18 protein-coding genes are annotated in these 25467 nt (G+C 50.8%); 4 read left to right on the top strand and 14 right to left on the bottom strand.

Going from position 1 to position 25467, the window contains the following annotated elements:
• Positions 1-115: 115 nt before the first annotated feature.
• Positions 116-3244: a bifunctional proline dehydrogenase/L-glutamate gamma-semialdehyde dehydrogenase PutA gene (gene putA / locus WJT86_RS10950; RefSeq protein ID WP_407066957.1), complete on the top strand. Its 3129-nt coding sequence runs from the start codon at positions 116-118 to the stop codon at positions 3242-3244.
• A 57-nt stretch (positions 3245-3301) separates the two neighbouring features.
• Here putA and WJT86_RS10945 read toward each other — a convergent pair whose 3' ends face one another.
• Entirely contained in the window at positions 3302-5290 is a 1989-nt protein-coding gene (locus tag WJT86_RS10945; protein WP_346337759.1) for a YgiQ family radical SAM protein, read from the bottom strand.
• Positions 5291-5542: 252 nt separating this feature from the next.
• Between WJT86_RS10945 and WJT86_RS10940 the strand changes: the two genes are divergently transcribed.
• Positions 5543-6040, top strand: coding sequence for a GFA family protein (locus tag WJT86_RS10940; protein ID WP_346337611.1), 498 nt, complete (start codon positions 5543-5545; stop codon positions 6038-6040).
• A gap of 81 nt (positions 6041-6121) precedes the next feature.
• On the top strand, positions 6122-6898 hold the full coding sequence (locus WJT86_RS10935; protein WP_346337610.1) for an acyl-CoA thioesterase: 777 nt from the start codon (positions 6122-6124) through the stop codon (positions 6896-6898).
• Positions 6899-6944: 46 nt separating this feature from the next.
• Here the strand turns inward: WJT86_RS10935 and WJT86_RS10930 are convergent, their stop codons facing one another.
• The 6 genes from WJT86_RS10930 to WJT86_RS10905 form a co-directional block, all read right to left on the bottom strand.
• Positions 6945-7337, bottom strand: a complete 393-nt coding sequence (locus WJT86_RS10930) for a F0F1 ATP synthase subunit epsilon (protein ID WP_346337609.1) — start codon at positions 7335-7337, stop codon at positions 6945-6947.
• A gap of 57 nt (positions 7338-7394) precedes the next feature.
• Positions 7395-8864 (bottom strand): F0F1 ATP synthase subunit beta, encoded by a 1470-nt coding sequence (gene atpD, locus WJT86_RS10925; RefSeq protein WP_346337608.1) that lies wholly within the window; start codon positions 8862-8864, stop codon positions 7395-7397.
• 23 nt (positions 8865-8887) lie between these two features.
• The gene (locus WJT86_RS10920; RefSeq protein WP_346337607.1) at positions 8888-9775 is read right to left on the bottom strand and encodes a F0F1 ATP synthase subunit gamma; all 888 of its coding nucleotides are present in this window, start codon (positions 9773-9775) and stop codon (positions 8888-8890) included.
• Between the two features lie 31 nt (positions 9776-9806).
• A complete protein-coding gene (gene atpA, locus WJT86_RS10915) occupies positions 9807-11336 on the bottom strand; it encodes a F0F1 ATP synthase subunit alpha (protein ID WP_346337606.1) in 1530 nt (509 codons plus the stop codon).
• Positions 11336-11908, bottom strand: a complete 573-nt coding sequence (locus WJT86_RS10910) for a F0F1 ATP synthase subunit delta (protein ID WP_346337605.1) — start codon at positions 11906-11908, stop codon at positions 11336-11338. Before WJT86_RS10910 ends, atpA begins: the two co-directional genes overlap by 1 nt.
• A gap of 485 nt (positions 11909-12393) precedes the next feature.
• Complete coding sequence (locus tag WJT86_RS10905) at positions 12394-14556, bottom strand: primosomal protein N' (RefSeq protein WP_346337604.1); 2163 nt, start codon at positions 14554-14556, stop codon at positions 12394-12396.
• 89 nt (positions 14557-14645) lie between these two features.
• Here WJT86_RS10905 and WJT86_RS10900 point away from each other — a divergent pair, with 89 nt between their 5' ends.
• On the top strand, positions 14646-15632 hold the full coding sequence (locus tag WJT86_RS10900; RefSeq protein ID WP_407066956.1) for a tyrosine recombinase XerC: 987 nt from the start codon (positions 14646-14648) through the stop codon (positions 15630-15632).
• Between the two features lie 143 nt (positions 15633-15775).
• Here the strand turns inward: WJT86_RS10900 and WJT86_RS10895 are convergent, their stop codons facing one another.
• The 7 genes from WJT86_RS10895 to mdh form a co-directional block, all read right to left on the bottom strand.
• Positions 15776-16165, bottom strand: a complete 390-nt coding sequence (locus WJT86_RS10895; RefSeq protein ID WP_346337603.1) for a hypothetical protein — start codon at positions 16163-16165, stop codon at positions 15776-15778.
• 136 nt (positions 16166-16301) lie between these two features.
• Positions 16302-17702, bottom strand: a complete 1401-nt coding sequence (lpdA, locus tag WJT86_RS10890) for a dihydrolipoyl dehydrogenase (RefSeq protein ID WP_346337602.1) — start codon at positions 17700-17702, stop codon at positions 16302-16304.
• Positions 17703-17795: 93 nt separating this feature from the next.
• Positions 17796-19013, bottom strand: a complete 1218-nt coding sequence (odhB, locus tag WJT86_RS10885) for a 2-oxoglutarate dehydrogenase complex dihydrolipoyllysine-residue succinyltransferase (protein WP_346337601.1) — start codon at positions 19011-19013, stop codon at positions 17796-17798.
• 78 nt (positions 19014-19091) lie between these two features.
• A complete protein-coding gene (locus WJT86_RS10880) occupies positions 19092-22055 on the bottom strand; it encodes a 2-oxoglutarate dehydrogenase E1 component (protein ID WP_346337600.1) in 2964 nt (987 codons plus the stop codon).
• A gap of 140 nt (positions 22056-22195) precedes the next feature.
• The gene (gene sucD, locus WJT86_RS10875) at positions 22196-23080 is read right to left on the bottom strand and encodes a succinate--CoA ligase subunit alpha (protein ID WP_346337599.1); all 885 of its coding nucleotides are present in this window, start codon (positions 23078-23080) and stop codon (positions 22196-22198) included.
• Positions 23081-23091: 11 nt separating this feature from the next.
• Positions 23092-24291 (bottom strand): ADP-forming succinate--CoA ligase subunit beta, encoded by a 1200-nt coding sequence (gene sucC, locus WJT86_RS10870; protein ID WP_346337598.1) that lies wholly within the window; start codon positions 24289-24291, stop codon positions 23092-23094.
• An 80-nt stretch (positions 24292-24371) separates the two neighbouring features.
• A complete protein-coding gene (gene mdh, locus WJT86_RS10865) occupies positions 24372-25334 on the bottom strand; it encodes a malate dehydrogenase (protein WP_346337597.1) in 963 nt (320 codons plus the stop codon).
• Between the last annotated feature and the right edge of the window lie 133 nt (positions 25335-25467).

Here is a 25467-nt window from a genome sequence, read left to right as displayed (position 1 = left end):
TCTAAGTCATCTATTTCAGCGTAAAATTGCACTATCATATAGAGGCATGTGAAAATGTGCCTCTATGAAAACGAGGCAGATCACGACCATTCCGTTTCCGGAGGACATACCGATCATGCCAGAAACTGGCTTTCCCGTTTTCCAGGCTCCTTATGCTCCTGATGACATTACTTTTGTCCGCTCTCTACTGGCAGATGCGGAGCATGCTCCGGAAAATACCTCGCAGGGTCGTCAAAGGGTCAATGCACTTTCGGAAAAACTCATTACGGCCATCCGCACACAATCCAGCAAGATTGGTGGCGTAGAAGAACTCTTACACGAGTACTCCCTTTCAACCCGCGAAGGTCTTGCACTCATGGTGCTTGCTGAAGCACTTCTGCGTGTTCCGGATTCCTACACGGCAGACCGCCTGCTTGAAGATAAACTTGGGCAAGGTAATTTTGGAGATCATGAAGCCCGCTCATCAACGATTTTGATGGCGGCCTCCAACTGGGCACTTGGTATTTCTTCAAAAATCATCCAGCCGGGAGAAACACCGGCTGGCATTATGCAATCTCTGGTTAAACGCATCGGCTTGCCAACGGTCCGTACGGCAGCCCGTCAGGCCATGAAGGTTATGGGCAACCATTTCGTTTTCGGCCAGACAATTGAAGAAGGGCTGAAGCGCAGTCAGGGCCCACAGGAACGTTCATTCCGTTTCTCTTTCGATATGTTAGGTGAAGGCGCGCGCACAGCCGATGATGCTCTGCGCTACTTCAAAAGCTATTCAGCTGCCATTGAAGCCATTGCACGTCATGCTGGGCCAAGCCAGCCCGGCATCGACATGTCGCGCCCCGGCATATCCGTTAAACTTTCCGGCCTGCACCCACATTACACCGCCATGAGTGAAAAACGGGTTCTTGATGAAATGATCCCCGGTCTGGTGGCTTTGGCCAAACAGGCCAAAGATCATAATCTGGGCTTCACCATTGATGCTGAAGAGGCTGATCGCCTCGAAATCTCACTTGATATTATCAGTCGTGTGGCCTCTGCTCCCGAAATTCGTGGCAGTGAATGGGCAGGGTTTGGTCTGGCCATACAGGCCTATCAGAAACGGGCTGGTGAGGTCATTGATTTCATTGCTGATCTTGCACACCGTCTGGCAATGCCAATGACCATTCGGCTCGTGAAAGGTGCCTACTGGGATACTGAGATTAAACGTGCGCAGGAACGTGGTCTAAGAGACTATCCGGTCTTTACCCGTAAGGCTGTAACAGACCTTCATTACCTGCACTGCGCCCGAAAACTCCTGTCCTTGCGCCCATCCATCTTCCCACAATTTGCAACCCACAATGCCCAGACAGTTGCCAGCATTCTCGAAATTGCAGGTGACACTAAAGGTTTTGAGTTCCAGCGCTTACATGGCATGGGAGACGCACTGTACAAAAGTCTCAAAGCACTGAAACCGGATGTTGCCTGCCGAACCTATGCTCCTGTCGGCCCCCACCGCGATCTGCTCGCCTATCTGGTCAGACGTATTCTGGAGAACGGGGCCAATACTTCATTCGTTGCCACAGCAGCAGATACCAATATTCCCGTTGCTCAGCTTCTGAAATCGCCTGTAGAGATCATCGGCAAGGCTGAAAATGCACGCCATCCAAAGTTACCTCGGCCTCCATTTATTTATGGGACAGATCGGATCAACTCTCTTGGCATAGAGTTAGGATGCCGCGCATCACGGGAAACAATCCATAAGCAGCTGAATAACAGCGCAAGCGTTGCGTATAAAGCCGCTCCAATTCTCGACACGACCATAGCAGATTCCACGCCTGTATCTGTTATCAGCCCAATTGATGCAAAAACCATTGTCGGTGAAGTGTCCAACAGTACGGTACAGGATGTCAGGGCCGCAGTCGAAGTTGCACGAAAAGGTTTTACAGGCTGGAGTAAAACACCTGTTGCAAAGCGCGCGGATATACTGAAAGCGGCCTCAGAGCTGATGGAAGAGCGACGCGCCTGCTTCTTCCATCTCTTGCAGACAGAAGCGGGTAAAACCATTGACGACGCTATTTCCGAAGTTCGGGAAGCTGTCGATTTTCTCAGATACTACGCAACTCAGGCTTGCGAACTTCAAGGGGTGCCAACTCTTCTGCCAAGCCCAACAGGCGAGAGTAATAGGCTGCTGATCCGGCCAAGAGGTACCTTCGTAGCCATTTCACCGTGGAACTTCCCCCTTGCCATCCTCATCGGGCAGATTGCAGCCGCTCTTGTGACGGGTAACGCGGTTATTGCCAAGCCTGCAGAGCAAACACCTCTCATTGCGGCTGAAGCTGTTAAGCTGCTGCATGAGGCAGGCGTACCCGTATCGGCACTGCAACTGGTCACGGGAGATGGTGCCATTGGCGCGGCTCTTGTCGCACAACCGGGTATTGATGGTGTGGTTTTCACAGGTTCAGTTGAGGCTGCCCGTAAAATCAATCAATCATTGGCAGAAAAGGATGGGCCGATTGTTCCGGTCATCGCAGAGACAGGTGGCCTTAATGCGATGATCGTCGACGCAACGGCCCTGCCTGAACAGGTCTGTGATGATGTCATCTCATCAGCTTTCCGTTCAGCTGGACAGAGATGCTCCGCTCTTCGCATCCTTTGCCTTCAGGAAGACATCGCAGACAAAGTACTTGATCTCATTATCGGTGCAGCCAAACAGTTGACAGTTGGAGATCCGAGAGACTTTGCAACCGATATTGGCCCTATCATTGATGAGGAGGCCAAAACCCGGATTGAAGCCTATCTTGCTCATGATACGGCTGGCAGTAAACTGGTTTATGCGGGAGAAGCACCTAAACAGGGAACCTATATTGCCCCACATATCATTGAACTGAAACGCGTCAGAGATCTGAAACAGGAGATATTCGGGCCAGTCCTGCATGTCGTCCGCTTCAAGAATGACAGGCTGAAAGATGTCATCAATGATATTGCCCAAAGCGGTTATGGTCTAACCCTCGGTATCCATTCCCGCATTGACGGTTTTGCCGAACATATCAGCAAACAGCTTGCTGTCGGCAATATCTATATTAACCGGAATATTATTGGTGCTGTTGTCGGCACCCAGCCCTTCGGCGGTAGCGGATTATCAGGCACAGGGCCAAAGGCTGGTGGCCCACATTACTTAAGCCGTTTCACCATTGAGCAGACGATCACCATCAATACCGCCGCGGCTGGTGGGAATGCTGCCCTGATGGCACTGGATGAATCAGACGACTGATGGAGCGCAAACAATAAACCCCAGAAGAAGATATCGCTTCCGGGGTTTATGATTATTTTATCTCGACTTTAGTGGCCGTGAAGAAGGACGGTCTCTGACAATTGGTAAACCATTATGGGTTGTCAGGAAGCGTTGCTGCCCGTGTTTACGACCAACACGTTTACCCTCTCCGCCACTTTTGCCTGTACCCGCAGGCTGCCATGTCGGAATAAGATGATTTTTGCCATTACCGATCAGGTCTTCACGCCCCATGCGTTTCAGGGCTTCCCGCAACAGCGGCCAGTTTTCGGCATCATGATAACGCAGGAAGGCCTTATGAAGCTGGCGTTGTTTCAACCCTTTAGGCGTAAACACCTCTTCCTTGTCATCCGCAAACAGGCTCTTTAGCGGATTCTTGCCTGTATGATACATGGCACTTGCGGTTGCCATCGGGCTTGGCAGGAAGGCCTGAACCTGATCGGCTCTGAAGCCGTTTTTCTTAAGCCAGAGCGCAAGATTGAGCATATCTTCATCCGTTGTACCCGGATGTGCCGCAATAAAATACGGAATGAGATACTGCTCTTTACCAGCCGCTTTTGTCGCTTTGGCAAACAGCTCCTTGAAGCGGTCGTAAGCACCAATACCCGGTTTCATCATTTTTGAAAGCGGGCCACTCTCTGTATGCTCAGGTGCGATCTTCAGATAACCACCAACGTGATGGGCTGCGAGCTCCTTGACGTATTCAGGATTTTTAACGGCCAGATCATAACGCAGACCTGAAGCGATCAGAATTTTCTTGATACCCGGCAGTTCACGAGCCCGTTTATAGAGACGGGTCAACGGCGAATGGTCAGTATTCAGCTGCGGGCAGATATCTGGATAAACACACGATGGTTTTCGACAGTGTTTCTGGACATCGGGTGACTTACAGGCCAGTCGATACATGTTAGCCGTTGGGCCACCAAGATCAGAGATTGTCCCTGTAAAGCCGGGGGTTTTATCGCGAATAGCCTCAATCTCATCAATGATGGATTGTTCAGAGCGGTTCTGGATGACGCGCCCTTCATGCTCAGTAATGGAGCAGAACGTACAGCCACCAAAGCAGCCGCGCATAATATTGACCGAGAAGCGGATCATCTCATAGGCAGGAATACGGGCATTGCCATAAGCGGGATGCGGTACACGGGCAAAAGGCAGGCCGAAAACCGCATCCATTTCATCTGTTGCCAGTGGAAATGGTGGTGGGTTCAGCCAGACATCCCTGTCACCATGTTTCTGAACAAGGGCACGGGCATTTCCGGGGTTTGTTTCACGGTGTACCAGTCGCGAGGCATGTGCATAGGCCGTCTTGTCATTTACGACATCTTCAAAAGATGGCATGCGCAAAACTGTACGGTCTTTATCAGGTGTCTGCGCAGAAGGTTCTGCCGCATGGCTATCAACTTCCAGCCAGCCTTCCGGTAACGGCTCACTGGCCTTACGAGTGAATGCAGTCCCCCGGATATCCTTCATATCCTTGACGGCTTCACCTTTGGCAGCCCGGTGGGCAATTTCAGCAATCGCACGCTCGCCATTACCGTAAACGAGGATATCAGCTTTAGCGTCCAGAAGGATGGACCGACGAACCTTATCTGACCAATAGTCATAATGAGCCGTACGGCGGAGTGAAGCTTCAATGCCACCAAGTACGATTGGGGCATCACTATAAGCCTCACGGGCACGCTGCGAATAAACAATGCTCGCGCGATCTGGTCGCTTACCACCCTCATTATTTGGGGTATAGGCGTCATTATGCCGGATTTTCCGATCAGACGTATAACGGTTGACCATGGAATCCATATTTCCGGCGGCAATACCGAAAAAGAGATTTGGTTTTCCTAACGCCTTAAAAGCATCAGCATTGTGCCATTCTGGCTGGGCAATGATACCAACGCGAAAACCCTGCGCCTCAAGAAAACGTCCGATGATTGCCATGCCAAAGCTTGGGTGATCCACATAGGCATCACCTGTAATCATGATGATGTCACATGAATCCCAGCCAAGCATGTTCATCTCTTCCCTGCTCATTGGCAGGAAAGGAGCAACCCCAAAACGTTTCGCCCAATACGGACGATATGAAAATAATTTTACAGGCGCTCTTGAGCCCTGATTGGCAGATGTTTTTGTTTGCAAGGAATTTCTCGCCCTAATGGAACAGCACCTGCATAAAAGCATACCGTGGCGAAAGCAAGACATGCAGCATAAAGCTTAATTGCATACCTCAATCAAATGCGTTTCTTTTGAACTTAAGAATGCACAAGATAATAGATGAGGAACGACATGCCGATAACCTGCACAGACGGATCAGCAGAATATCATGAGGGTGGCTGCAGCTGCGGACAGATACGCTACCGCCTGAAAGCCCCGCCACTTTTTACCAACTGCTGCCACTGCACCTGGTGCCAGCGTGAAACAGGCTCTGCTTTTGTCATCAATTCCTTGATTGAGAATGATTATCTTGAAGTCGTACAAGGAGTTCCTAATAAAATTGAAATACCAACCTTGAGTGGTAAAAGCCAAACAATTGCGCGGTGCCCTAATTGTCAGGTGGCCTTATGGAGCCACTATACACACAAGCACATCGCTTTCATTCGAACAGGTACTTTGGATTATCCGCAGAATATCGAACCGGGTGCGCATATCTATATCTCAACCAAACAGCCTTGGGTGAAACTCCCTGAAACAACGCCAGCTTTTGAAGGCTATTATAGCACCCGTGAGCTGTGGCCTGAGAAAAGTCTTGAACGGCTTGCAGCGGTTCGTGATAAGAAGGCATAAAACCAACCGGGCGCAACTCATGGTAGATTTGTTAGCCCTCCAGCTACTTATCAAACCACAAAGATATCAGGAGAGTATCTGATGCATGAGGGCGCTTTACCTCAACAGGCCCTGACCCGTCTGATGGACATTGTCTTCCCCGGAGACACCAACCATCACGGAACCCTTTTTGCCGGTAACGGGCTTGCTTACATGAATAAAGCTGCCTTCATTTCAGCATTGCGGCACACACATATTGATATGGTGATGAGCGCTGTCGATGATATTCGTTTTAAGGCGCCCGCACGTCTCGGCGATATTATTGAAGTAACGGGCCGTGTGATCAGGGCAGACCAGAAATCTTTGGATGTTAAAGTTGACCTCATTGCAGAAGCCCCATTAACAGGCAAGCGTCATCTTTGTGGCAGCGGAACCTTCAACATGGTTCCTGTTGAAGAGCAGCATAAGCAGATCACCACATTATCTGCACCTATAGTAACGACACCAGCAGATGAGCTTCAGACCTCAGAGATTGTCTTTCCAGAACAATCCAGCCCTTTTGGTGGCCCCTATGGGGGCAATATACTGGCAGCCATGGGTAAAACCGCATTCGTTGCAGCAACCAGATATTGCCGAAAAACGATTGTCATGGCCTCATCACCACGCGTCAATTTTGAGAGCAAATTTCAAAAGGGCGAAGTCGTTGAACTGAACCCGCGTATTGTGGCAACAGGCAGGACATCCATAACAATTGAAATTGACTTACAGGCCGAAGATCTGAAAACCGGCTCCAGACGCCAATGCGGACATGGTACATTTATCATGGTGGCCATCGATGAAAACCACCAGCCAACACCAGTCCAGCCTGTCAGAAAATAAAAAAAGCCGGGCTATCAACCCGGCTTTTCAGATGATTTCGTAGAACTTAGTGGAACTCAGCCTGAATGGTCAGAAGCTGAGCAAGAGCCATTTCGGCAACATGCTTCATATCTTCCGGAGCATCACCCAGTTCCTGACGTGCAGTTTCTACTTCCTTGTCGAAGACGTCCTTATTCAGCTCATCTTCGTTGAAAGCACGCTCTGCCAAAACTGTCAGGCCATTTGGGCTGACATCAGCAAAACCGCCACGAACCAGAATACGGGTTGTCTTGCCACCCGTCGACAGAACCAGAAAGCCGGTTGTCAGGGCTGTCATGACAGGCGAATGAGCTGCGAGAATTGTCATCTCGCCCTCGGTCGCCGGGAGGACGACCTGGTCGACTTCGCCAGAAAAGAGCACACGCTCAGGCGAAACGAGTTCGAAATGCAAGGTAGCCATTAGCTCGCGGTCCTCAAATCAAGTGGCGGCAGCGGATAATCCGCTGCCATCATTACATTACGCAGCTTCTGCAGCCAGACGCTGAGCCTTCTCGATAGCTTCCTCAATGGAACCAACCATGTAGAACGCGGCTTCCGGCAGGTGATCGTAATCACCGTTGACCAGACCCTTGAAGCTCTTAATGGTGTCTTCGAGTGAAACCAGCTTGCCAGGAGAACCTGTGAAGATTTCAGCAACGTGGAATGGCTGAGACAGGAAGCGCTCAATACGACGTGCGCGGCCAACAACCAGCTTATCGTCTTCGGAGAGTTCATCCATACCAAGAATGGCGATGATGTCCTGCAGGCCCTTATAGCGCTGAAGTGTTTCCTGCACCTGACGGGCAACCTGATAATGCTCTTCACCAACGATGCGTGGGTCAAGCATACGGGATGTGGAGTCGAGCGGGTCAACAGCTGGGTAAATACCCTTTTCCGAGATCGCACGGGACAACACGGTTGTCGCATCAAGGTGGGCGAACGATGCCGCAGGAGCTGGATCGGTCAAGTCGTCTGCTGGGACGTAAATAGCCTGAACCGAGGTAATAGAACCCTTGGTTGTGGTTGTAATACGTTCCTGCAGAGCACCCATGTCTGTTGCAAGCGTTGGCTGATATCCCACAGCAGAAGGAATACGGCCAAGCAGCGCCGACACTTCAGAACCAGCCTGAGTAAAGCGGAAGATGTTATCAACGAAGAACAGAACGTCCTGACCCTGATCACGGAAGTTTTCAGCGACCGTCAGGCCTGTCAGAGCAACACGTGCGCGCGCTCCCGGAGGTTCGTTCATCTGACCATAAACCAGTGCGCACTTGGAACCGGCGGTAGAACCCTTGTTCTCCTTCGGATCAACATTCACCTTGGATTCGATCATTTCGTGGTAAAGGTCGTTACCTTCACGGGTACGTTCACCAACACCAGCGAACACGGAGTAACCACCGTGAGCCTTAGCAACGTTGTTGATGAGCTCCATGATGAGAACTGTCTTACCGACGCCCGCACCACCGAACAGACCAATCTTACCACCCTTGGCGTAAGGAGCGAGAAGATCGACAACCTTAATACCGGTGACAAGAATCTGAGCTTCTGTTGACTGCTCAGCGTAGCTTGGAGCTTCCTGGTGAATAGCGCGAAGGGTCTTACCCTTGATCGGGCCAGCTTCGTCAACCGGCTCACCAATCACGTTCATGATACGGCCGAGTGTTTCATCACCAACCGGAACAGAAATTGGAGCGCCTGTATCATGGACTTCCTGCCCACGGACGAGACCTTCAGACACGTCCATAGCAATACAGCGAACTGTGTTCTCACCTAGCTGCTGTGCAACTTCGAGAACCAGACGGTTGCCCTGGTTTGTTGTTTCAAGAGCGTTCAGAATCTCAGGCAGATGCCCGTCGAACTGAACGTCGACAACGGCACCGATCACCTGAGTGACGCGGCCTACCTTACCTGTCTTGGAAGACGCGACAGCGGTTGCTTTCTTGGCCATGGGTAATCCCTCTAGAGATTTGGTCAGAGCGCTTCAGCGCCCGAGATGATTTCAACAAGTTCGGTGGTGATCTTAGCCTGACGTGTTCTGTTATAGAGAATCGTCTGTTTTCTGATCATTTCGCCAGCATTTCGTGTCGCTGAATCCATGGCACTCATGCGAGAGCCCTGTTCAGAAGCTGCATTTTCAAGCAGCGCGCGAAAAATCTGGATGGTAATATTACGCGGCAAAAGCGATGTCAGAATATCAGCCTCACTTGGCTCATACTCATAAACCGCTCCACTGCTTTCCTTAGGCTTCGCATCCGCGGCAGCCGGAACCTCAGCCGGGATCAGCTGCTGGGCAGTTGGAATCTGCTGCAGAACCGTCCGGAATTTGGCGTAGAAAAGCGTAGCGACATCAAATTCACCTGCAGCAAACATGCCAAGAACCTTCTTGGCAATTTCATCCGCATTGGCAAAACCAACCTGACGGACAGCACGCAAGTCGAATTTTTCGACCACATAACTTTCGAACTGACGGCGCATGGCTTCATAGCCCTTCTTGCCGACAAAAATGATCTTGACTGTTTTACCAGCAGCCAAAAGCTTTTCAGCATGATCACGGGCCAGACGTGCGATTGATGAGTTAAATGCACCACATAAACCACGTTCTGCGGTGCAGATAATCAAAAGATGCGTCTTGTCTGAGCCAGTACCAGCCAAAAGGCGGGGCGTATCAGGACCAACGGTGACACCGGAAGCCAGATCGCTCAATACCTGCTCCATACGCTCTGCATAAGGACGCGCAGCCTCAACCGCAGTCTGGGCACGCCGCAGTTTTGCGGCGGCAACCATCTGCATGGCCTTGGTAATTTTCTGCGTGGCCTTGACCGAAGCGATACGGGTTCGCAGGTCTTTTAAGCTCGCCATTGCGTGCTCCTCATCTCAAACCGGCTCCGGATCAGGCAAATGCCTTAGCGACATCTTCAACGACAGTCTTCAGCTTGGCAGCTGTATCGTCGGAGAGATCGTTGGAGGTGCGGATTGCTTCGAGGATATCGGAGTGCTTGCTACGCAGAGCGCCCAGAAGAGCCTGCTCGAAAGCACTGACCTTATCCAGTGGCAGCGGATCAAGATAACCGTTAATACCGGCGTAGATCACACAGACCTGTTCTTCCGTCTTCAGCGGGGAAAACTGTGGCTGCTTCAGAAGCTCTGTCAGACGTGAACCACGGTTCAGCAAGCGCTGGGTTGTGGCATCAAGGTCAGAACCGAACTGGGCAAAGGCAGCCATTTCGCGATACTGGGCAAGCTCACCCTTAATCTTACCGGCAACCTTCTTCATGGCTTTTGTCTGAGCAGACGAACCCACGCGTGAAACCGACAGACCAACGTTCAGAGCCGGACGAATACCCTGATAGAACAGATCGGTTTCAAGGAAGATCTGACCATCGGTAATCGAAATAACGTTTGTCGGAATATAGGCCGACACGTCGTTCGCCTGTGTCTCGATAATAGGCAGAGCTGTCAGGGAGCCAGACTTATATTCTTCGTTCAGCTTCGCTGCACGTTCCAGAAGACGGGAGTGCAGATAGAAAACGTCACCTGGGTAAGCTTCACGTCCTGGAGGACGGCGAAGAAGCAGGGACATCTGACGATAAGCAACAGCCTGCTTGGAAAGGTCATCATAGAAGATAACCGCATGCATGCCGTTGTCGCGGAAATATTCACCCATCGCACAGCCAGCGAATGGTGCGATGTACTGCATTGGAGCAGGATCGGAAGCCGTTGCAGCGATAACGATGGAGTATTCGAGAGCACCGTTTTCTTCCAGTGTCTTCACGAACTGGGCAACGGTTGAGCGCTTCTGACCAACAGCAACGTAGATGCAGTAGAGCTTCTTGCTTTCGTCATCACCCTGGTTCAGAGGCTTCTGGTTCAGGATGGTATCCAGAACGATGGCACTCTTACCTGTCTGACGGTCACCAATGACAAGCTCACGCTGGCCACGACCAATCGGGATCAAAGCATCGATGGCCTTGAGACCTGTCGACATTGGCTCATGAACCGACTTACGCGGGATAATGCCAGGGGCCTTAACGTCAACGCGACGACGTTCTTTTGTCTTGATCGGGCCTTTGCCGTCAATTGGATTACCAAGAGCGTCAACAACACGACCGAGCAGAGCCTTGCCAACCGGAACGTCCACGATGGAACCAGTACGCTTAACGGTCTGACCTTCCTGAATTTCACGGTCAGAACCGAACACGACGACACCGACGTTATCGAGTTCGAGGTTAAGGGCCATACCGCGGACACCGCTCTCGAATTCGACCATTTCACCGGCCTCGACCTTATCAAGGCCGTAGCAACGGGCGATACCGTCACCAATTGAGAGAACCTGACCGACCTCGGTTACTTCGGCTTCAGAACCGAAACCCTTGATCTGCTCTTTAAGAATTGAAGAAATTTCAGCGGCACGAATGTCCATCAGCGGACCTCTTTCATCGCAAGACGAATGGAATTGAGTTTAGTGCGGACAGAAGCGTCCACCATGCGGCTGCCCATCTTGACGATGAGCCCACCAATAAGGTTGGGGTCGATTTTGAGATCGACTTCAACATCGGCTTTCGCCGTTTCTTTAAGCGCGGCCTTGATTGAGGCGAGTGTCTTTGCAGAAGGCTCTTCAGCCATTGCAACCTCAGCCCGGACAATGCCCTTGCTGGTCATAACCAGATCGCGATAAATCTTGAAGACATCCGGCAGTGTGAAAAGGCGGCCTTTTCGTGCAACCAGACGAATGAAGTTTGCAGCGTCGCCTTTCATCTTGGCTTTATCAAGAATAGCGCCGATCGCTTTTTCCTGCTGCTCAGCCGTGAAAACCGGGCTGCGGACCAATCGCCTCAAATCTTCGCTTTCCTGCATGAAACCATCAAAGCGGTTCAATTCCGCTTCAATTTTGTCAACTGACTTGGTTTCCTGCGCAAGCTGAAAAAGCGCCAAGGCATAGCGCCCAGCCACTGTGGCAATGATTGATCCCGTATCTGAACCGTGTTGAGCCACCGAATATCTCTCACAGTCTTTAAAAATCATCAGAATTTCTTTGGAGACCAAAGGCAATCATCAGATGATATGGGTTAACGCAGCGCTGATAGACCAGCATCTGCTTGAAAGCGTGACCGAGTTAGCATGTGATTGACCAAGGCGCAAGGCGAGTCACACAGTGAAAATTCATATCTTTCATTTTCAGCTGGCTATCAATGTCATTTTTACGCATCAAAACAACCATAAGAAGCAGCATAAATAATGATACAAAATGTCCTAAAATCCATTATTGGACACGTTGAAAACATAAGAATTCCCTATGATTTCGAGTTCTTTTGGTGACTTACTTCCTTCTATGATGACGAGCCTCAACAATGTTAGTACTGCATTGTAAGTAATTATTTTTACTATCCATATGCTCGACGAAAGTCTGCCTTTTGACCAACGAGATTTCATCCGGCCTTTGGATAAGTCAGCCAGAAAACTTAATAGACAGATCAGCATCAAAAGAAACTTTGAGGGTCAATATCAATGGTAACCCTTACATTTCCTTTTGGCTTCTCCGTGCGCTCAATCCACTCACGAAGGTATGCCTGTATCTGGACTGCCCGTTCGGTTTTTACCAACAGTCGATAGCGGTAGCGCCCCCGCAGCTGAAACAATGGAGCCTCAGCTGGCCCAAGCACCATCACCCCAGCGGGAGGCTGAGAGGAACGTGCTAATAAACGTGCGTGAGCTTCAGCTGCTTCCCGCTCACGGGCTGTAACAATCAACGCAGCCAGCCGCCCGAATGGGGGTAATACGGCATATTCCCGAACCCGCGATTCTTCCCGATAAAAACGGTCAGCATCTCCTGAAATCAAAGCAGAGATAACAGGATGCTCCGGCTGATAAGTCTGCACCAGAGCACGTCCTGCCCGCTCACCACGGCCAGCACGGCCGGTAACCTGTTGCAACAATTGGAATGTACGCTCAGATGCCCGGGGATCACCAGATGTCAGGCCAACATCTGCGTCAATAACTCCGACCAGTGTCATTCCCGGGAAATTATGACCTTTGGCAACCAGCTGCGTCCCGATAACAATCGGGAACTCTCCTGCCGCTACGGCCTCGAGCTCCTGACGCATACGTTCAGTCCCGCCCGGCATGTCAGAAGACAATACGATTCGACGGACATCAGGGAAAATTTCCGCAACTTCCTCAGCAATCCGCTCAACCCCTGGCCCGCAAGACGTCAGAGAATCGACAGTACCGCATTCAATACAATTATCCGGTCGGCGCTCCACATGACCGCAATGATGACATACCAATGCCCGGCGATATTTATGTTCAACAAGCCATGTCGAGCAATTTGGACATTCATATCGATGCCCGCATGAACGACATAACGTTAAAGGCGCGTAACCTCGTCTATTGAGGAACAGAAGCGCCTGCTCACCAGCGGCAACCGTTTCCCTGATCGCATTGAGCAATGGTTCCGAAAGCCACCTGCCAGCAAGTGGCTGGTTTTTCCGTAAATCTATCGGTGTAATTTTAGGAAGAATACGTCCACCAAACCGCTCTGGAAGATGAACGCGTCCATAGCGACCACGCTCTGCATTAACCCGGGTTTCAATTGAAGGTGTCGCAGATGCCAGAATGACCGGGCATTGTTCAATACGTCCGCGCACAACTGCCATATCACGGGCGTGATAATGGACGCCATCTTCCTGCTTATAGGCGGCTTCGTGCTCTTCGTCGACAACAATCAGGCCAAGTTCCTTGAAGGGCAGGAAAAGTGCGGAGCGGGCACCCGCTATAACCCTCGCCTCTCCCGATGCAGTCGCCGCATATAGGCGTTCACGTTTACGCCCACCAACACCAGAGTGCCATGTTGAAGGACGCACCCCAAAGCGACGGGAAAACCGATCAAGAAATTGCGCCGTCAGCGCAATTTCCGGCAGTAAAATCAATGTCTGCTTTCCGCGTGCAATCGCTTCCGCAACTGCCTCAAAATAAACTTCCGTTTTTCCCGAACCCGTCACACCTTCCAGAAGCGTAACACTTGCCTTGGCTTTAGTGACTTCGGCCCTCAGATAATCTGCAGCTTTTTTCTGTTCAGGTGACAGCTCAGGAACAGCAAAATCAGGCTTTGGCTCATCAGCAATAGGCGGCGGCGCCATTGCTAGAGTCTCCAGTGTTCCTTCATCAATCAGCCCATCAATCACACTCGTTGAGACGGCAGCCATATCTGCAAGGGCACGCTTTGTATGAAGCATGCCACCCTCTGCAGCTTCAAGCACACGTTGCCGCGCAGCCGTCATACGCGCAGGCGGAGGACCAGCCAGACGAACGCCTAAACGGATATTATCAACGCGATCAAGTTCTGGTGGCCGTAATGCAAGCGCCAGACAGGAGCCTCGTGGTGCAAGTGTGTACCATGCTATCCAGTCGAGAAACTTCCGTAAATTCTCAGAAAAATTCGGAGCATCAACACGTTTGGAAATGGGTTTCAGTTTGGCCGGGTCACCTTCAAACAGACGCCAGACCACACCGAATGTCTCACGCACGCCAAGCGGGGCGAGCACAACATCACCTTCCGCCAGAGAAATATGCGCAGGCACGACATAGCTGTATGGCTTGTCGAGCGCGAGGGGCATAAGAATCTCGGCGATTATCTGTTTCATTCGTACTTATTCAACCAAATGGTGCAACAATATCAATCCAAGTTCTGTTGTTTTAACAAGCAAGACCTGTTTTTTCGTAAGCGAGAGCCATGTCAAAAGGTATAGAAAAAGCTGAAAATCACTATGAAACACTGGCTTTCATGCCGGGTAACCGTGCGATTCAGAATCTTGCCTATAACTGGTTGCAGCTTTTAGGCAAGCAAAGACGCCTGTCACCAAAAACAATTGAGGCTTATGCCCGTGATCTCAGGCAGTTTTTAGGGTTTTTATGCGCACATCTGGGCGAAGAAATTACAATTGAAGGCTTTATCAATTTAAAGCCCCTTGATATTCGTGCCTTCCTTGCAGACCGCCGTAAGGGCGATATTCAAAGCCGCTCCATCATGCGCCAGCTGGCAGCTCTACGGTCATTCGCCCGCTTTGCCGAGCGAGAGGGGCACGGCATTGCCTCCGCGTTCTCTGCAATTTCAAGTCCGAAAACCCCACAAAACCTACCCCGCCCCCTTGCCCCTCAGACTGCCAAGGCTATGACAGAAACAGAGCTGAGAGCAGGAGAAGAACGGGAACAATGGATTCTGGCAAGAGACGCCGCCGTTCTCAGCCTGTTGTATGGTTCTGGTCTACGTATTTCCGAGGCCTTACAGATCAAACGACAGGATGCACCTATCGGGAAGATAGACACCATTACGGTTATTGGAAAAGGCGGTAAGACACGAAGCGTTCCTGTCATTCCGACAGTCCAGAAGGCTATTGAAAGCTATCTTGAGAGCTGCCCCTATACACTCAGCCCAACTGGTCCTCTTTTTGTCGGGGCACGCGGCGGCGCACTCTCTCCAAGGATTATCCAGCTTGCAGTGCAAAGAATGCGCGGGGCTTTGGGGCTACCTGAAAGCGCAACCCCTCACGCCTTACGTCATTCTTTTGCAACCCATCTGTTATCACGTGGTGGCGACTTACGTGGCATTCAGGAACTACTGGGCCACGCATCTTTATCGACAACACAGCTCTACACAAAAGTAGACGCCGCCCGCCTGATGAGCGCCTTTGAATCAGCCCATCCGCGCGCTGCGAAATAATCTATTTATTTTATACTGTGCACATGATGTGAGAAATTTTTAAATTAAGAGACACCTAAAATTTAAAACATTACCCGGCATGAAAAATGCCACCCAAACAGGTGGCATTCTTAGTAAAATAATTGAGTGTATCTAGATGCGATTTAATTCGCCCCAACGCCCCAGCGCCGCTCATTCTGAGCATCACTTAATGTATAATTCTTAACAACGCCACGACTGTCAAAAAGGATAACGACACTTTTCGATTTCACATCGGCACCCCGTGTAAAGTAATTGACGACAGGCACAAAGTTCTCAACTTTAGCTGTCGCAACTTCATGAGTATAAGTCCAAATTTCATTACCTGCATCGGTAAAGCTAACAGAAGAAGGATCTCCGATCTGCGCGCGGACATCTGCTTTTGTGGTTCTACCTTTAACTATTTTGCTATCAAGCGTATGAACTGTTTCGCCACGGATGGCTTCATTACCGCTGGATGCACATCCGGCAAGTGTCGCGGCTAGCATAAGTACCAGTAAATGAATGGATTTCATTTCATTCCCCTTTGTTGATCTGGCGGTAGTAATTATTTCCAACAAAGAAGTAAATAAAAATTTTCTTTAAAGCTTTTGAATGAAACCAAAACACCATCCCGAAGGATGGTGTTTCTAATGTTATATCGAGCATAAATCACATATGAATTGCACGCTTCTCAACTGAAAGCGCAGCTTCCTTAACTGCTTCCGATAAAGTCGGGTGAGCATGGCAGCTGCGGGCAATATCTTCAGAGGATGCGCTAAATTCCATCGCAATAACAGCTTCATGGATCAGCTCACCGGCATTCGCACCAATGATATGAACACCCAGCACACGATCTGTTGTGCTGTCAGCCAGAATTTTAACGAAGCCATCTGTTGTCTGGTTCACCTTGGCACGACCATTGGCTGTGAAGGGGAACTTGCCAACATTATAGCTGACACCTGCAGCCTTCAGCTCTTCTTCGGTTTTACCGACAGAGGCAACTTCTGGAGCCGTATACACAACGCCTGGAATGACGTCGTAGTTAACGTGTCCATGCTTGCCGGCAATAATTTCAGCAACAGCTACGCCTTCATCCTCAGCCTTGTGAGCAAGCATTGGGCCGGCAATCACGTCACCAATAGCATAGATGCCTGTCACATTCGTTGAGAAACGTGCATCGGTCAGAATACGACCGCGATCGTCTTTCTGAACACCAACATCCTCAAGGCCAAGCCCAGCTGTATAAGGAATACGACCTGTCGCAACCAGAACGACATCAGCGTCCAGGGTTTCAGCATCACCACCTGCAACCGGTTCCATGGTAATCTTGGCAGATTTGCCATTGTTTTCAACCTTGGTCACCTTTGTTGCCAGCTTGAAGGTCATACCCTGCTTGGACAGGATACGCTGGAAGTTCTTGGAAACTTCACCATCCATACCCGGCAGAATACGATCAAGGAATTCGACAACAACGACTTCAGCACCGAGACGGCGCCAGACTGAGCCGATTTCAAGACCAATAACACCAGCCCCGATAACGACCATCTTCTTCGGCACTTTTGGCAAATCGAGTGCACCGGTTGAAGAGACGACAACCTTCTCATCAAGCTCAATACCTGGCAGACGGGCAACGTCAGAACCCGTTGCAATAACAACGTTCTTCGCACCAATCATCTGGTTCTTGCCATCATCAGATGTGATTTCAATCTGGCCAACGGCTGCAATACGACCAACGCCATGGAAGGTATCGATCTTATTCTTCTTCAGAAGATACTCGACACCCTTGACGTTGCCATCAATGCCCTCAGCCTTGTAGGCCTGAAGCTTCTTGACATCGACAGAAAGCGGGCCGGTGGAGATACCGTAGCCTGCAAATTTTTCAGCAGCTTCTTCATAGGCATGAGAGGCATGCAGCAATGCTTTGGAAGGAATGCAGCCGACATTCAGGCATGTGCCGCCAAAGGTACTGCGCTTTTCAACAACGGCGGTCTTGAGCCCAAGCTGAGCTGCACGAATAGCGCAAACATAACCGCCAGGCCCTGTTCCGATGACAACGAGATCATAAGACATGATTGGTGGCCCTTTCAAAAATCAAAATCAGAAGAAGAAGGGGAAGTTTCCTTCCCCTCAAGATCACACGCTCACTAAGAGCACATGGCTAAATCAGAGTTCAAGAACCAGACGTGCTGGATCTTCCAGAGCTTCCTTGATGCGAACAAGGAATGTCACAGCTTCCTTACCATCAACAATACGGTGATCGTATGACAGAGCCAGATACATCATCGGACGGATAACAATCTGACCGTTCCGGACAACCGGGCGCTCTTCAATGCGGTGCATGCCGAGAATACCGGACTGCGGAGCATTCAGGATCGGTGTCGACATCAGGGAGCCGTAGATACCACCATTGGTAATGGTGAATGTACCACCCTGCATTTCGTCGATCTTCAGCTGACCATCACGGGCCCGCTTACCAAAGTCTGCAATCTTCTGCTCAATACCGGCAACCGAGAGCTGATCAGCATCGCGCACAACCGGAACAACCAGACCCTTCTCCGTACCGACAGCAATACCGAGGTGGTAGTAGTTCTTGTAGATGAGATCCTGACCATCAATCTCGGCATTAACAGCCGGGACATCCTTCAGAGCCTGTACACAGGCCTTGACGAAAAGGCCCATGAAGCCAAGCTTTGTACCGTACTTCTTTTCAAAAACGGTTTTGTATTCAGCGCGAAGGTTCATGACTGCGCTCATATCAACATCATTGAATGTTGTGAGCATGGCTGCCGTATTCTGGGCATCCTTCAGACGACGGGCAATTGTCTGACGCAGCTTGGTCATACGAACGCGTTCTTCACGCGATGCATCATCGAGAGCAGATGGGGCGCGGACCTGTACAGGAGCAACCGATACCGGAGCACCACCGCCAACCAGTGTTGTCAGCATATCGCCCTTCGTGACACGGCCATCTTTACCAGAACCGGCAACAGCAGCTGGATTAATGCCTGTCTCAGCCGCAATACGATTAACGGCAGGGCCGTTATTCTTGTCTGCTGCAGGAGCAGGTGTCGGGGCAGTGGCTGGAGCAGTAGGAGCTGGAGCCGGTGCAGAAGCGGCAGGAGCAGCCGAAGCGCTAGCGGCGCCACCTTCCTGCAGAGAGCCAAGCAGAGCACCCGGCTCAACCGTATCACCGTCTTTGGCTACGATATCACCAAGAATACCAGCAGCCGGGGCGTTTACTTCCAATGTGACCTTATCGGTTTCAAGCTCAACAATTGGCTCATCAGCCTTCACCAGATCACCCGGTTTCTTGAACCACTTACCAACGGTTGCTTCACTTACGGATTCGCCGAGGGTCGGCACACGAATTTCAATAGCCATAATTACCTACTGCCATGTTTCAGTGAGTCTGGCTCACTTTTTACTAAACGCGAAAAGCAGGGCGATAACGCCCTGCGATTAAACAGTGAACGCCTCGTCGAGGAATGCCTGCAGCTGTTGAAGATGCTTGGACATCAAGCCCGTTGCAGTGGCGGCAGATGCTGAACGGCCAACATAACGTGGACGATCAACTTTCATGCCAGCTGTCTTGATTGCCCATTCCAGATAAGGCTCTACGAATGTCCATGAACCCATGTTCTTAGGTTCTTCCTGACACCAGACAACATCGGCCTTCTTGAAGCGGGAGAGCTCATTGGTGATCGACTTAACCGGGAACGGATAAAGCTGCTCGGCACGCAGGATATAAATATCATTAATGCCACGCTTTTCACGGTCTTCCAGCAGGTCATAATAAACCTTACCGGAGCAGATGATGACGCGACTGATCTTGTCATCACGAACCAGTTTGGTTGTCGTCTCACGACCTGTCTCTGCATCATCGCGCAGAACACGGTGGAAGGATGTGCCCTCAGCCATATCTGCAAGGGTCGAAACTGCACGCTTATGACGTAACAGCGACTTCGGTGTCATCAGAACCAGCGGCTTACGGAAGTCGCGTTTCACCTGACGGCGCAGAATATGGAAGTAGTTTGCTGGCGTCGTGCAGTTTGCTACCTGCATATTATCTTCAGCACACATCTGAAGATAACGTTCCAGACGAGCGGAAGAGTGCTCTGGGCCCTGCCCTTCATAACCGTGCGGCAGAAGGCAAACGAGACCAGACATACGCAGCCACTTACGTTCACCAGCAGAGATAAACTGGTCAAAGACCACCTGAGCCCCGTTAGCGAAGTCACCGAACTGTGCTTCCCAGCAGGTCAGGGTATTTGGTTCAGCCAGTGAGTAGCCGTATTCAAAACCAAGAACGGCTTCTTCAGAAAGCATTGAATTAATGACTTCATAACGGGACTGATCAGGACTGATATGGTTGAGCGGTGTGTAACGCTCTTCATTTTCCTGATCGGTCAGAACAGTATGGCGCTGAGAAAAGGTTCCGCGTTCACAATCCTGACCGGACAGACGAACCGGGTTTCCTTCTGCAACCAGAGAGCCAAAAGCCAAAGCTTCGCCCATGGCCCAGTCGATACCCTCTCCGCTTTCCATCATCTTCTTGCGGTTATCAAGGAAGCGCTGGATGGTACGGTGAACGTTGAAGCCTTCTGGAACTTCCGTGATCTTGCGGCCAATATCCCGCAGTGTATCAACAGCAACACCAGTCAGGCCACGCCGTGGATCATTGGCATCTTCACGAACAGCCTTAAGACCTGCCCAACGGCCATCAAGCCAGTCAGCTTTATTTGGCTTATAGGTCTGAGCTGCTTCAAACTCAGCTTCAAGCTTGGCACGGAATTGTTCTTTGGCCTCAGTAACCTCAGCCTCAGTAACCAGCCCTTCTTCAATCAGACGCTTGCTGTAAAGTTCCAGTGTTGATGGATGGTTGCGAATGCGACGATACATCAATGGCTGGGTAAATGCCGGCTCGTCACCTTCGTTATGACCAAAGCGACGGTAGCAGAACATATCAACCACAACAGGCTTCTGGAAGCGCTGGCGATATTCTGTTGCAACCTTGGCTGCGTAAGTCACAGCTTCCGGATCATCACCATTACAATGGAAGATCGGGGCTTCAACCATCTTGGCCACATCTGACGGATAAGGCGAAGAACGGGAGAACCGCGGATCAGTTGTAAAGCCGATCTGGTTATTGATGATGAAGTGAAGTGAGCCACCTGTACGGTGACCACGCAAACCTGAAAGGCCCAGACATTCCGCGACCACACCCTGACCTGCGAAAGCTGCATCACCATGGATCAGCAGAGGCATGACAGCCGTACGCTGCTCTGGCTGGCAACCATGCTGATCCTGCTTGGCCCGGGTTTTGCCAAGAACAACCGGATCAACAATCTCAAGGTGAGATGGGTTAGCTGTCAGTGACAGGTGAACGTTATTGCCATCAAAAGCACGATCACTGGAAGCACCAAGGTGGTACTTCACGTCACCGGACCCTTCAACTTCATCAGGTGCAAATGAACCGCCCTTGAACTCATTGAAGATCGCACGGTGTGGCTTGCCCATCACCTGAGACAACACGTTCAGACGGCCGCGGTGGGCCATACCGAGAACGATTTCCTCTGTACCCAGAGCACCGCCACGCTTGATGATCTGCTCAAGTGCCGGGATCATGGCTTCACCGCCATCAAGGCCGAAACGCTTTGTACCGGTGTACTTCAGATCAAGAAACTTCTCAAAGCCTTCAGCTTCGATCAGCTTGTTGAGAATGGCCTTCTTGCCATTATCAGTAAATTCGATTTCCTTGTTTGGACCTTCAATACGCTCCTGAATCCAGGCCTTTTCGACCGGATCAGAGATATGCATGAATTCAACGCCAAGGGTCTGACAATATGTACGCTGCAAAATAGCGACGATATCGCGAACAGTGCCGAACTCCATACCCAGAACGTGATCTAGGAAGATTTTGCGGTCATAGTCAGCTTCAGTGAAGCCATAATTTGACGGATGCAGTTCACCTTCGTCAGGTGGTGTCGCCAGATTGAGCGGATCAAGATTGGCGTGAAGATGGCCACGCATGCGGTAAGCGCGGATCATCATCAGGGCATGCATGGAATCAAGCGTTGCCTGCTGGACATTAGAATCCGCAACCTCAACGCCCTTTTCCTGAGACTTGCTCTTGATCTTGTCGCTAACGGCTTTCTGCATTTCCTGCCAGCCGCCACCAAGGGCTGCTGTCAGCTCATCGTTAGCTGTCACAGGCCAGTTCGCCTGCTGCCAGGAAGCACCCTGAGCATTGCGAACGGCAAGGCCACTATCATCTTTCAGGGCTTTAAAAAATTCCTGCCACTCATCATCAACTGATGATGGATTCTGCTGGTAACGGGCATAGGCATCTTCGAGATAGCTGGCATTGGCACCATACAGAAATGCCGTTTGCGCAAATGCCTTATTCTCATCCTGGCGCGACATCTTTACTCTCCTCCCGCTTCCCGAAAGGCGGAAACGGCGGGTCATTGAATTTCAGCCGCAATGTCTCAGGTTGTTCCTGGACTTTGCTTGGAAACCGGCCGATCGTAATCGGCCAGATTTTTTATCTCAATAGAAGAGCCTCAGCCCTTCAGAACCTCTACCAGAGTCTTGCCGATACGAGCCGGAGACGGAGAAACCTTAATACCGGCTGCTTCCATCGCCTTGATCTTATCTTCGGCACCGCCCTTACCACCAGAAATGATGGCGCCTGCGTGACCCATACGGCGGCCCGGAGGAGCTGTACGACCCGCAATAAAGCCAACCATTGGCTTCTTGCGACCCTTCTTGGCTTCACGGGCAATGAACTCAGCTGCGTCTTCTTCAGCTGAACCACCGATTTCACCGATCATGACAATTGATTCTGTCTTTGGATCGGACAGGAACATGTCGAGAATCTCGATAAACTCGGTACCCTTAACAGGGTCACCACCGATACCGACAGCGGTTGTCTGGCCAAGGCCTTCCATCGATGTCTGGTAAACAGCTTCATAGGTCAGCGTACCTGAACGGGAGATGATGCCGACAGAACCTGAGCGGAAGATATTGCCCGGCATAATGCCGATCTTGCATTCGCCAGCCGTCATAACACCCGGGCAGTTTGGCCCAATCAGACGGGACTTGGAACCTGCAAGAGCGCGCTTTACGCGAACCATATCAAGAACCGGAATACCTTCTGTGATACAGACGATCAGCGGAATCTCAGCTTCAATCGCTTCACAGATTGCATCAGCAGCACCTGGAGGTGGAACATAGATAACGGATGCATCAGCACCTGTTTTATCGCGAGCTTCAAACACGCTCTCAAAAACCGGCAGGCCAAGATGAGTTGACCCACCTTTACCCGGAGATACGCCACCAACCATCTGTGTACCATAGGCAATTGCCTGTTCGGAATGGAAGGTCCCGTTCTTGCCGGTGAAGCCCTGACAGATGACCTTGGTGTTTTTATCAATCAGAATGGACATCAGCCTACCTCTTACTTTCCACCGCGAACGGCAGCGACAATCTTCTGGGCGGCATCATCGAGATCATCAGCCGGAATAACATTCAGGCCGGAATCACGGATAATCTGCTTACCCTCTTCAACATTAGTACCTTCAAGGCGAACCACGAGTGGAACCTGAAGACCAACAGCCTTAACGGCTGCAATCACACCACGAGCGATAACATCACACTTCATGATGCCGCCGAAGATGTTGACGAGAATACCCTTCACATTCGGATCAGCTGTGATGATCTTGAAAGCGGCTGTCACTTTCTCTTCGGAAGCACCACCGCCAACGTCGAGGAAGTTTGCTGGCTCTTCGCCATAAAGCTTGATGATATCGAGGGTTGCCATAGCCAGGCCCGCACCATTGACCATGCAGCCGATTGTGCCATCAAGTGCAATATAGGCGAGATCATATTTTGAAGCTTCGATTTCCTTCTCGTCTTCTTCCGTCAGGTCACGCAGTTCCATGACATCCGGGTGACGGTAGAGAGAGTTGGAATCGAACGAGACCTTGGCATCAAGGCACTTCAGGTTCTGATCTTTTGTGACGATCAGAGGATTGATCTCAAGCATTTCCATGTCTTTGGCGACAAAGGCAGCATAGAGCTTAGCCGTCAGTGCAACAGCCTGCTTTGCCAGATCACCCTTGAGCCCAAGAGCTTCAGCAACGCGACGGCCATGCAGAGGCATAATGCCTGTTGCCGGATCGACGGAGAAAGACACAATCTTCTCAGGTGTTGAATGAGCAACTTCTTCAATGTCCATTCCGCCTTCTGTCGAGACGACAAAAGCAATGCGGCTGGTTTCACGATCAACCAGCATGGACAGATAAAATTCGGCCTCGATATCAGAACCATCTTCAATATAGAGACGGTTAACCTGCTTACCGGCCGGGCCGGTCTGGACTGTAACGAGCGTATTGCCGAGCATTTCCTTGGCAAACTGCTTTACTTCGTCAATTGACTTGGCAAGACGGACACCGCCCTTTTCGCCAGCAGCAGCTTCCTTGAACTTGCCCTTACCGCGACCACCAGCGTGGATCTGCGACTTTACAACCCAAAGGGGACCTCCGAGCTTGTTAGCGGCAGCTTCTGCCTCATCTGCGGAGAAAATTGGCACACCGGCTGAAACCGGAGCCCCAAATTCCTTCAACAGGGCTTTAGCCTGATATTCATGTATATTCATATTGGGTCGTCCCCTTCTTACAACTTCAAATCTTCCGGTAGGAATTTAAGGGAAGGTATTAAGCCTTCCCCCTTAAAAACTTATTTCAAAGCCGGGTTAATTTCCTTACAGGCGTGGATCAGACCTTCAACGGATGCGAGAGACTTGGCGAACATGTCCTTCTCTTCTGCGTTGAACTTAACCTCGACGATACGCTCGACACCCTTGGCACCGATAACGACTGGCACGCCAACGAACATGTCTTTCACGCCATACTCACCACTCAGGTGAGCAGCACATGGTAGAACGCGCTTCTGATCTTTCAGATAAGCTTCTGCCATTGAGACGGCTGAAGCAGCGGGTGCATAGAAGGCAGAACCAGTCTTGAGCAGGTTGACGATCTCGCCACCGCCCTTACGGGTGCGCTCAACAATTGCGTCGATCTTTTCTTTGGTTGTCCAGCCCATGTCGACCAGATCAGGCAGTGGAATACCTGCAACTGTCGAATAGCGAACCAGCGGCACCATGTCATCGCCGTGACCACCAAGAACAAACGCGCTGACATCCTTTGCAGATACGCCGAATTCTTCTGTCAGGAAGTGGCGGAAACGTGCTGAGTCGAGAACGCCTGCCATACCCACAATCTTGTTTGGCTTCAGGTTGGCAAACTTCTGCAGCGCCCAAACCATCGCATCAAGCGGGTTGGTGATGCAGATAACAAAAGCATCAGGTGCATACTGCTTGATGCCAGCGCCAACGCTTTCCATAACTTTAAGATTGATACCGACGAGATCGTCGCGGCTCATGCCAGGCTTACGCGGAACACCGGCTGTTACGATAATAACGTCTGCGCCCTTGATAGCAGCATAATCACTTGAGCCTTTGAAGTTGGCATCGAAGCCATCAACCGGTGCAGATTCGGCGATATCAAGGCCTTTGCCCTGCGGCACGCCATCAGCGATATCGAACAAAACAACATCGCCCAACTCTTTCAAACCAATCAAATGAGCCAGTGTGCCACCGATCTGGCCTGCTCCAATAAGTGCAATTTTACGACGTGCCATGGTATTGACCTCTTGAGTTAAGCGACACAACTGCCGCATGATCGCTGGTTCTTTGACTCAATAATCAAACCTCTTCAAGGACATGATCGTGCGTCACCTCACGTGATCTGCGACATTTTGGCCTGTCTTTGTT

The organism is Hohaiivirga grylli (genome assembly GCF_039655745.1).
Classification (GTDB): domain Bacteria; phylum Pseudomonadota; class Alphaproteobacteria; order Rhizobiales; family Beijerinckiaceae; genus Hohaiivirga; species Hohaiivirga grylli.
The sequence above is the reverse complement of the archived record's forward strand: the minus strand, read 5'-3'. Positions and strand labels throughout refer to the sequence as shown.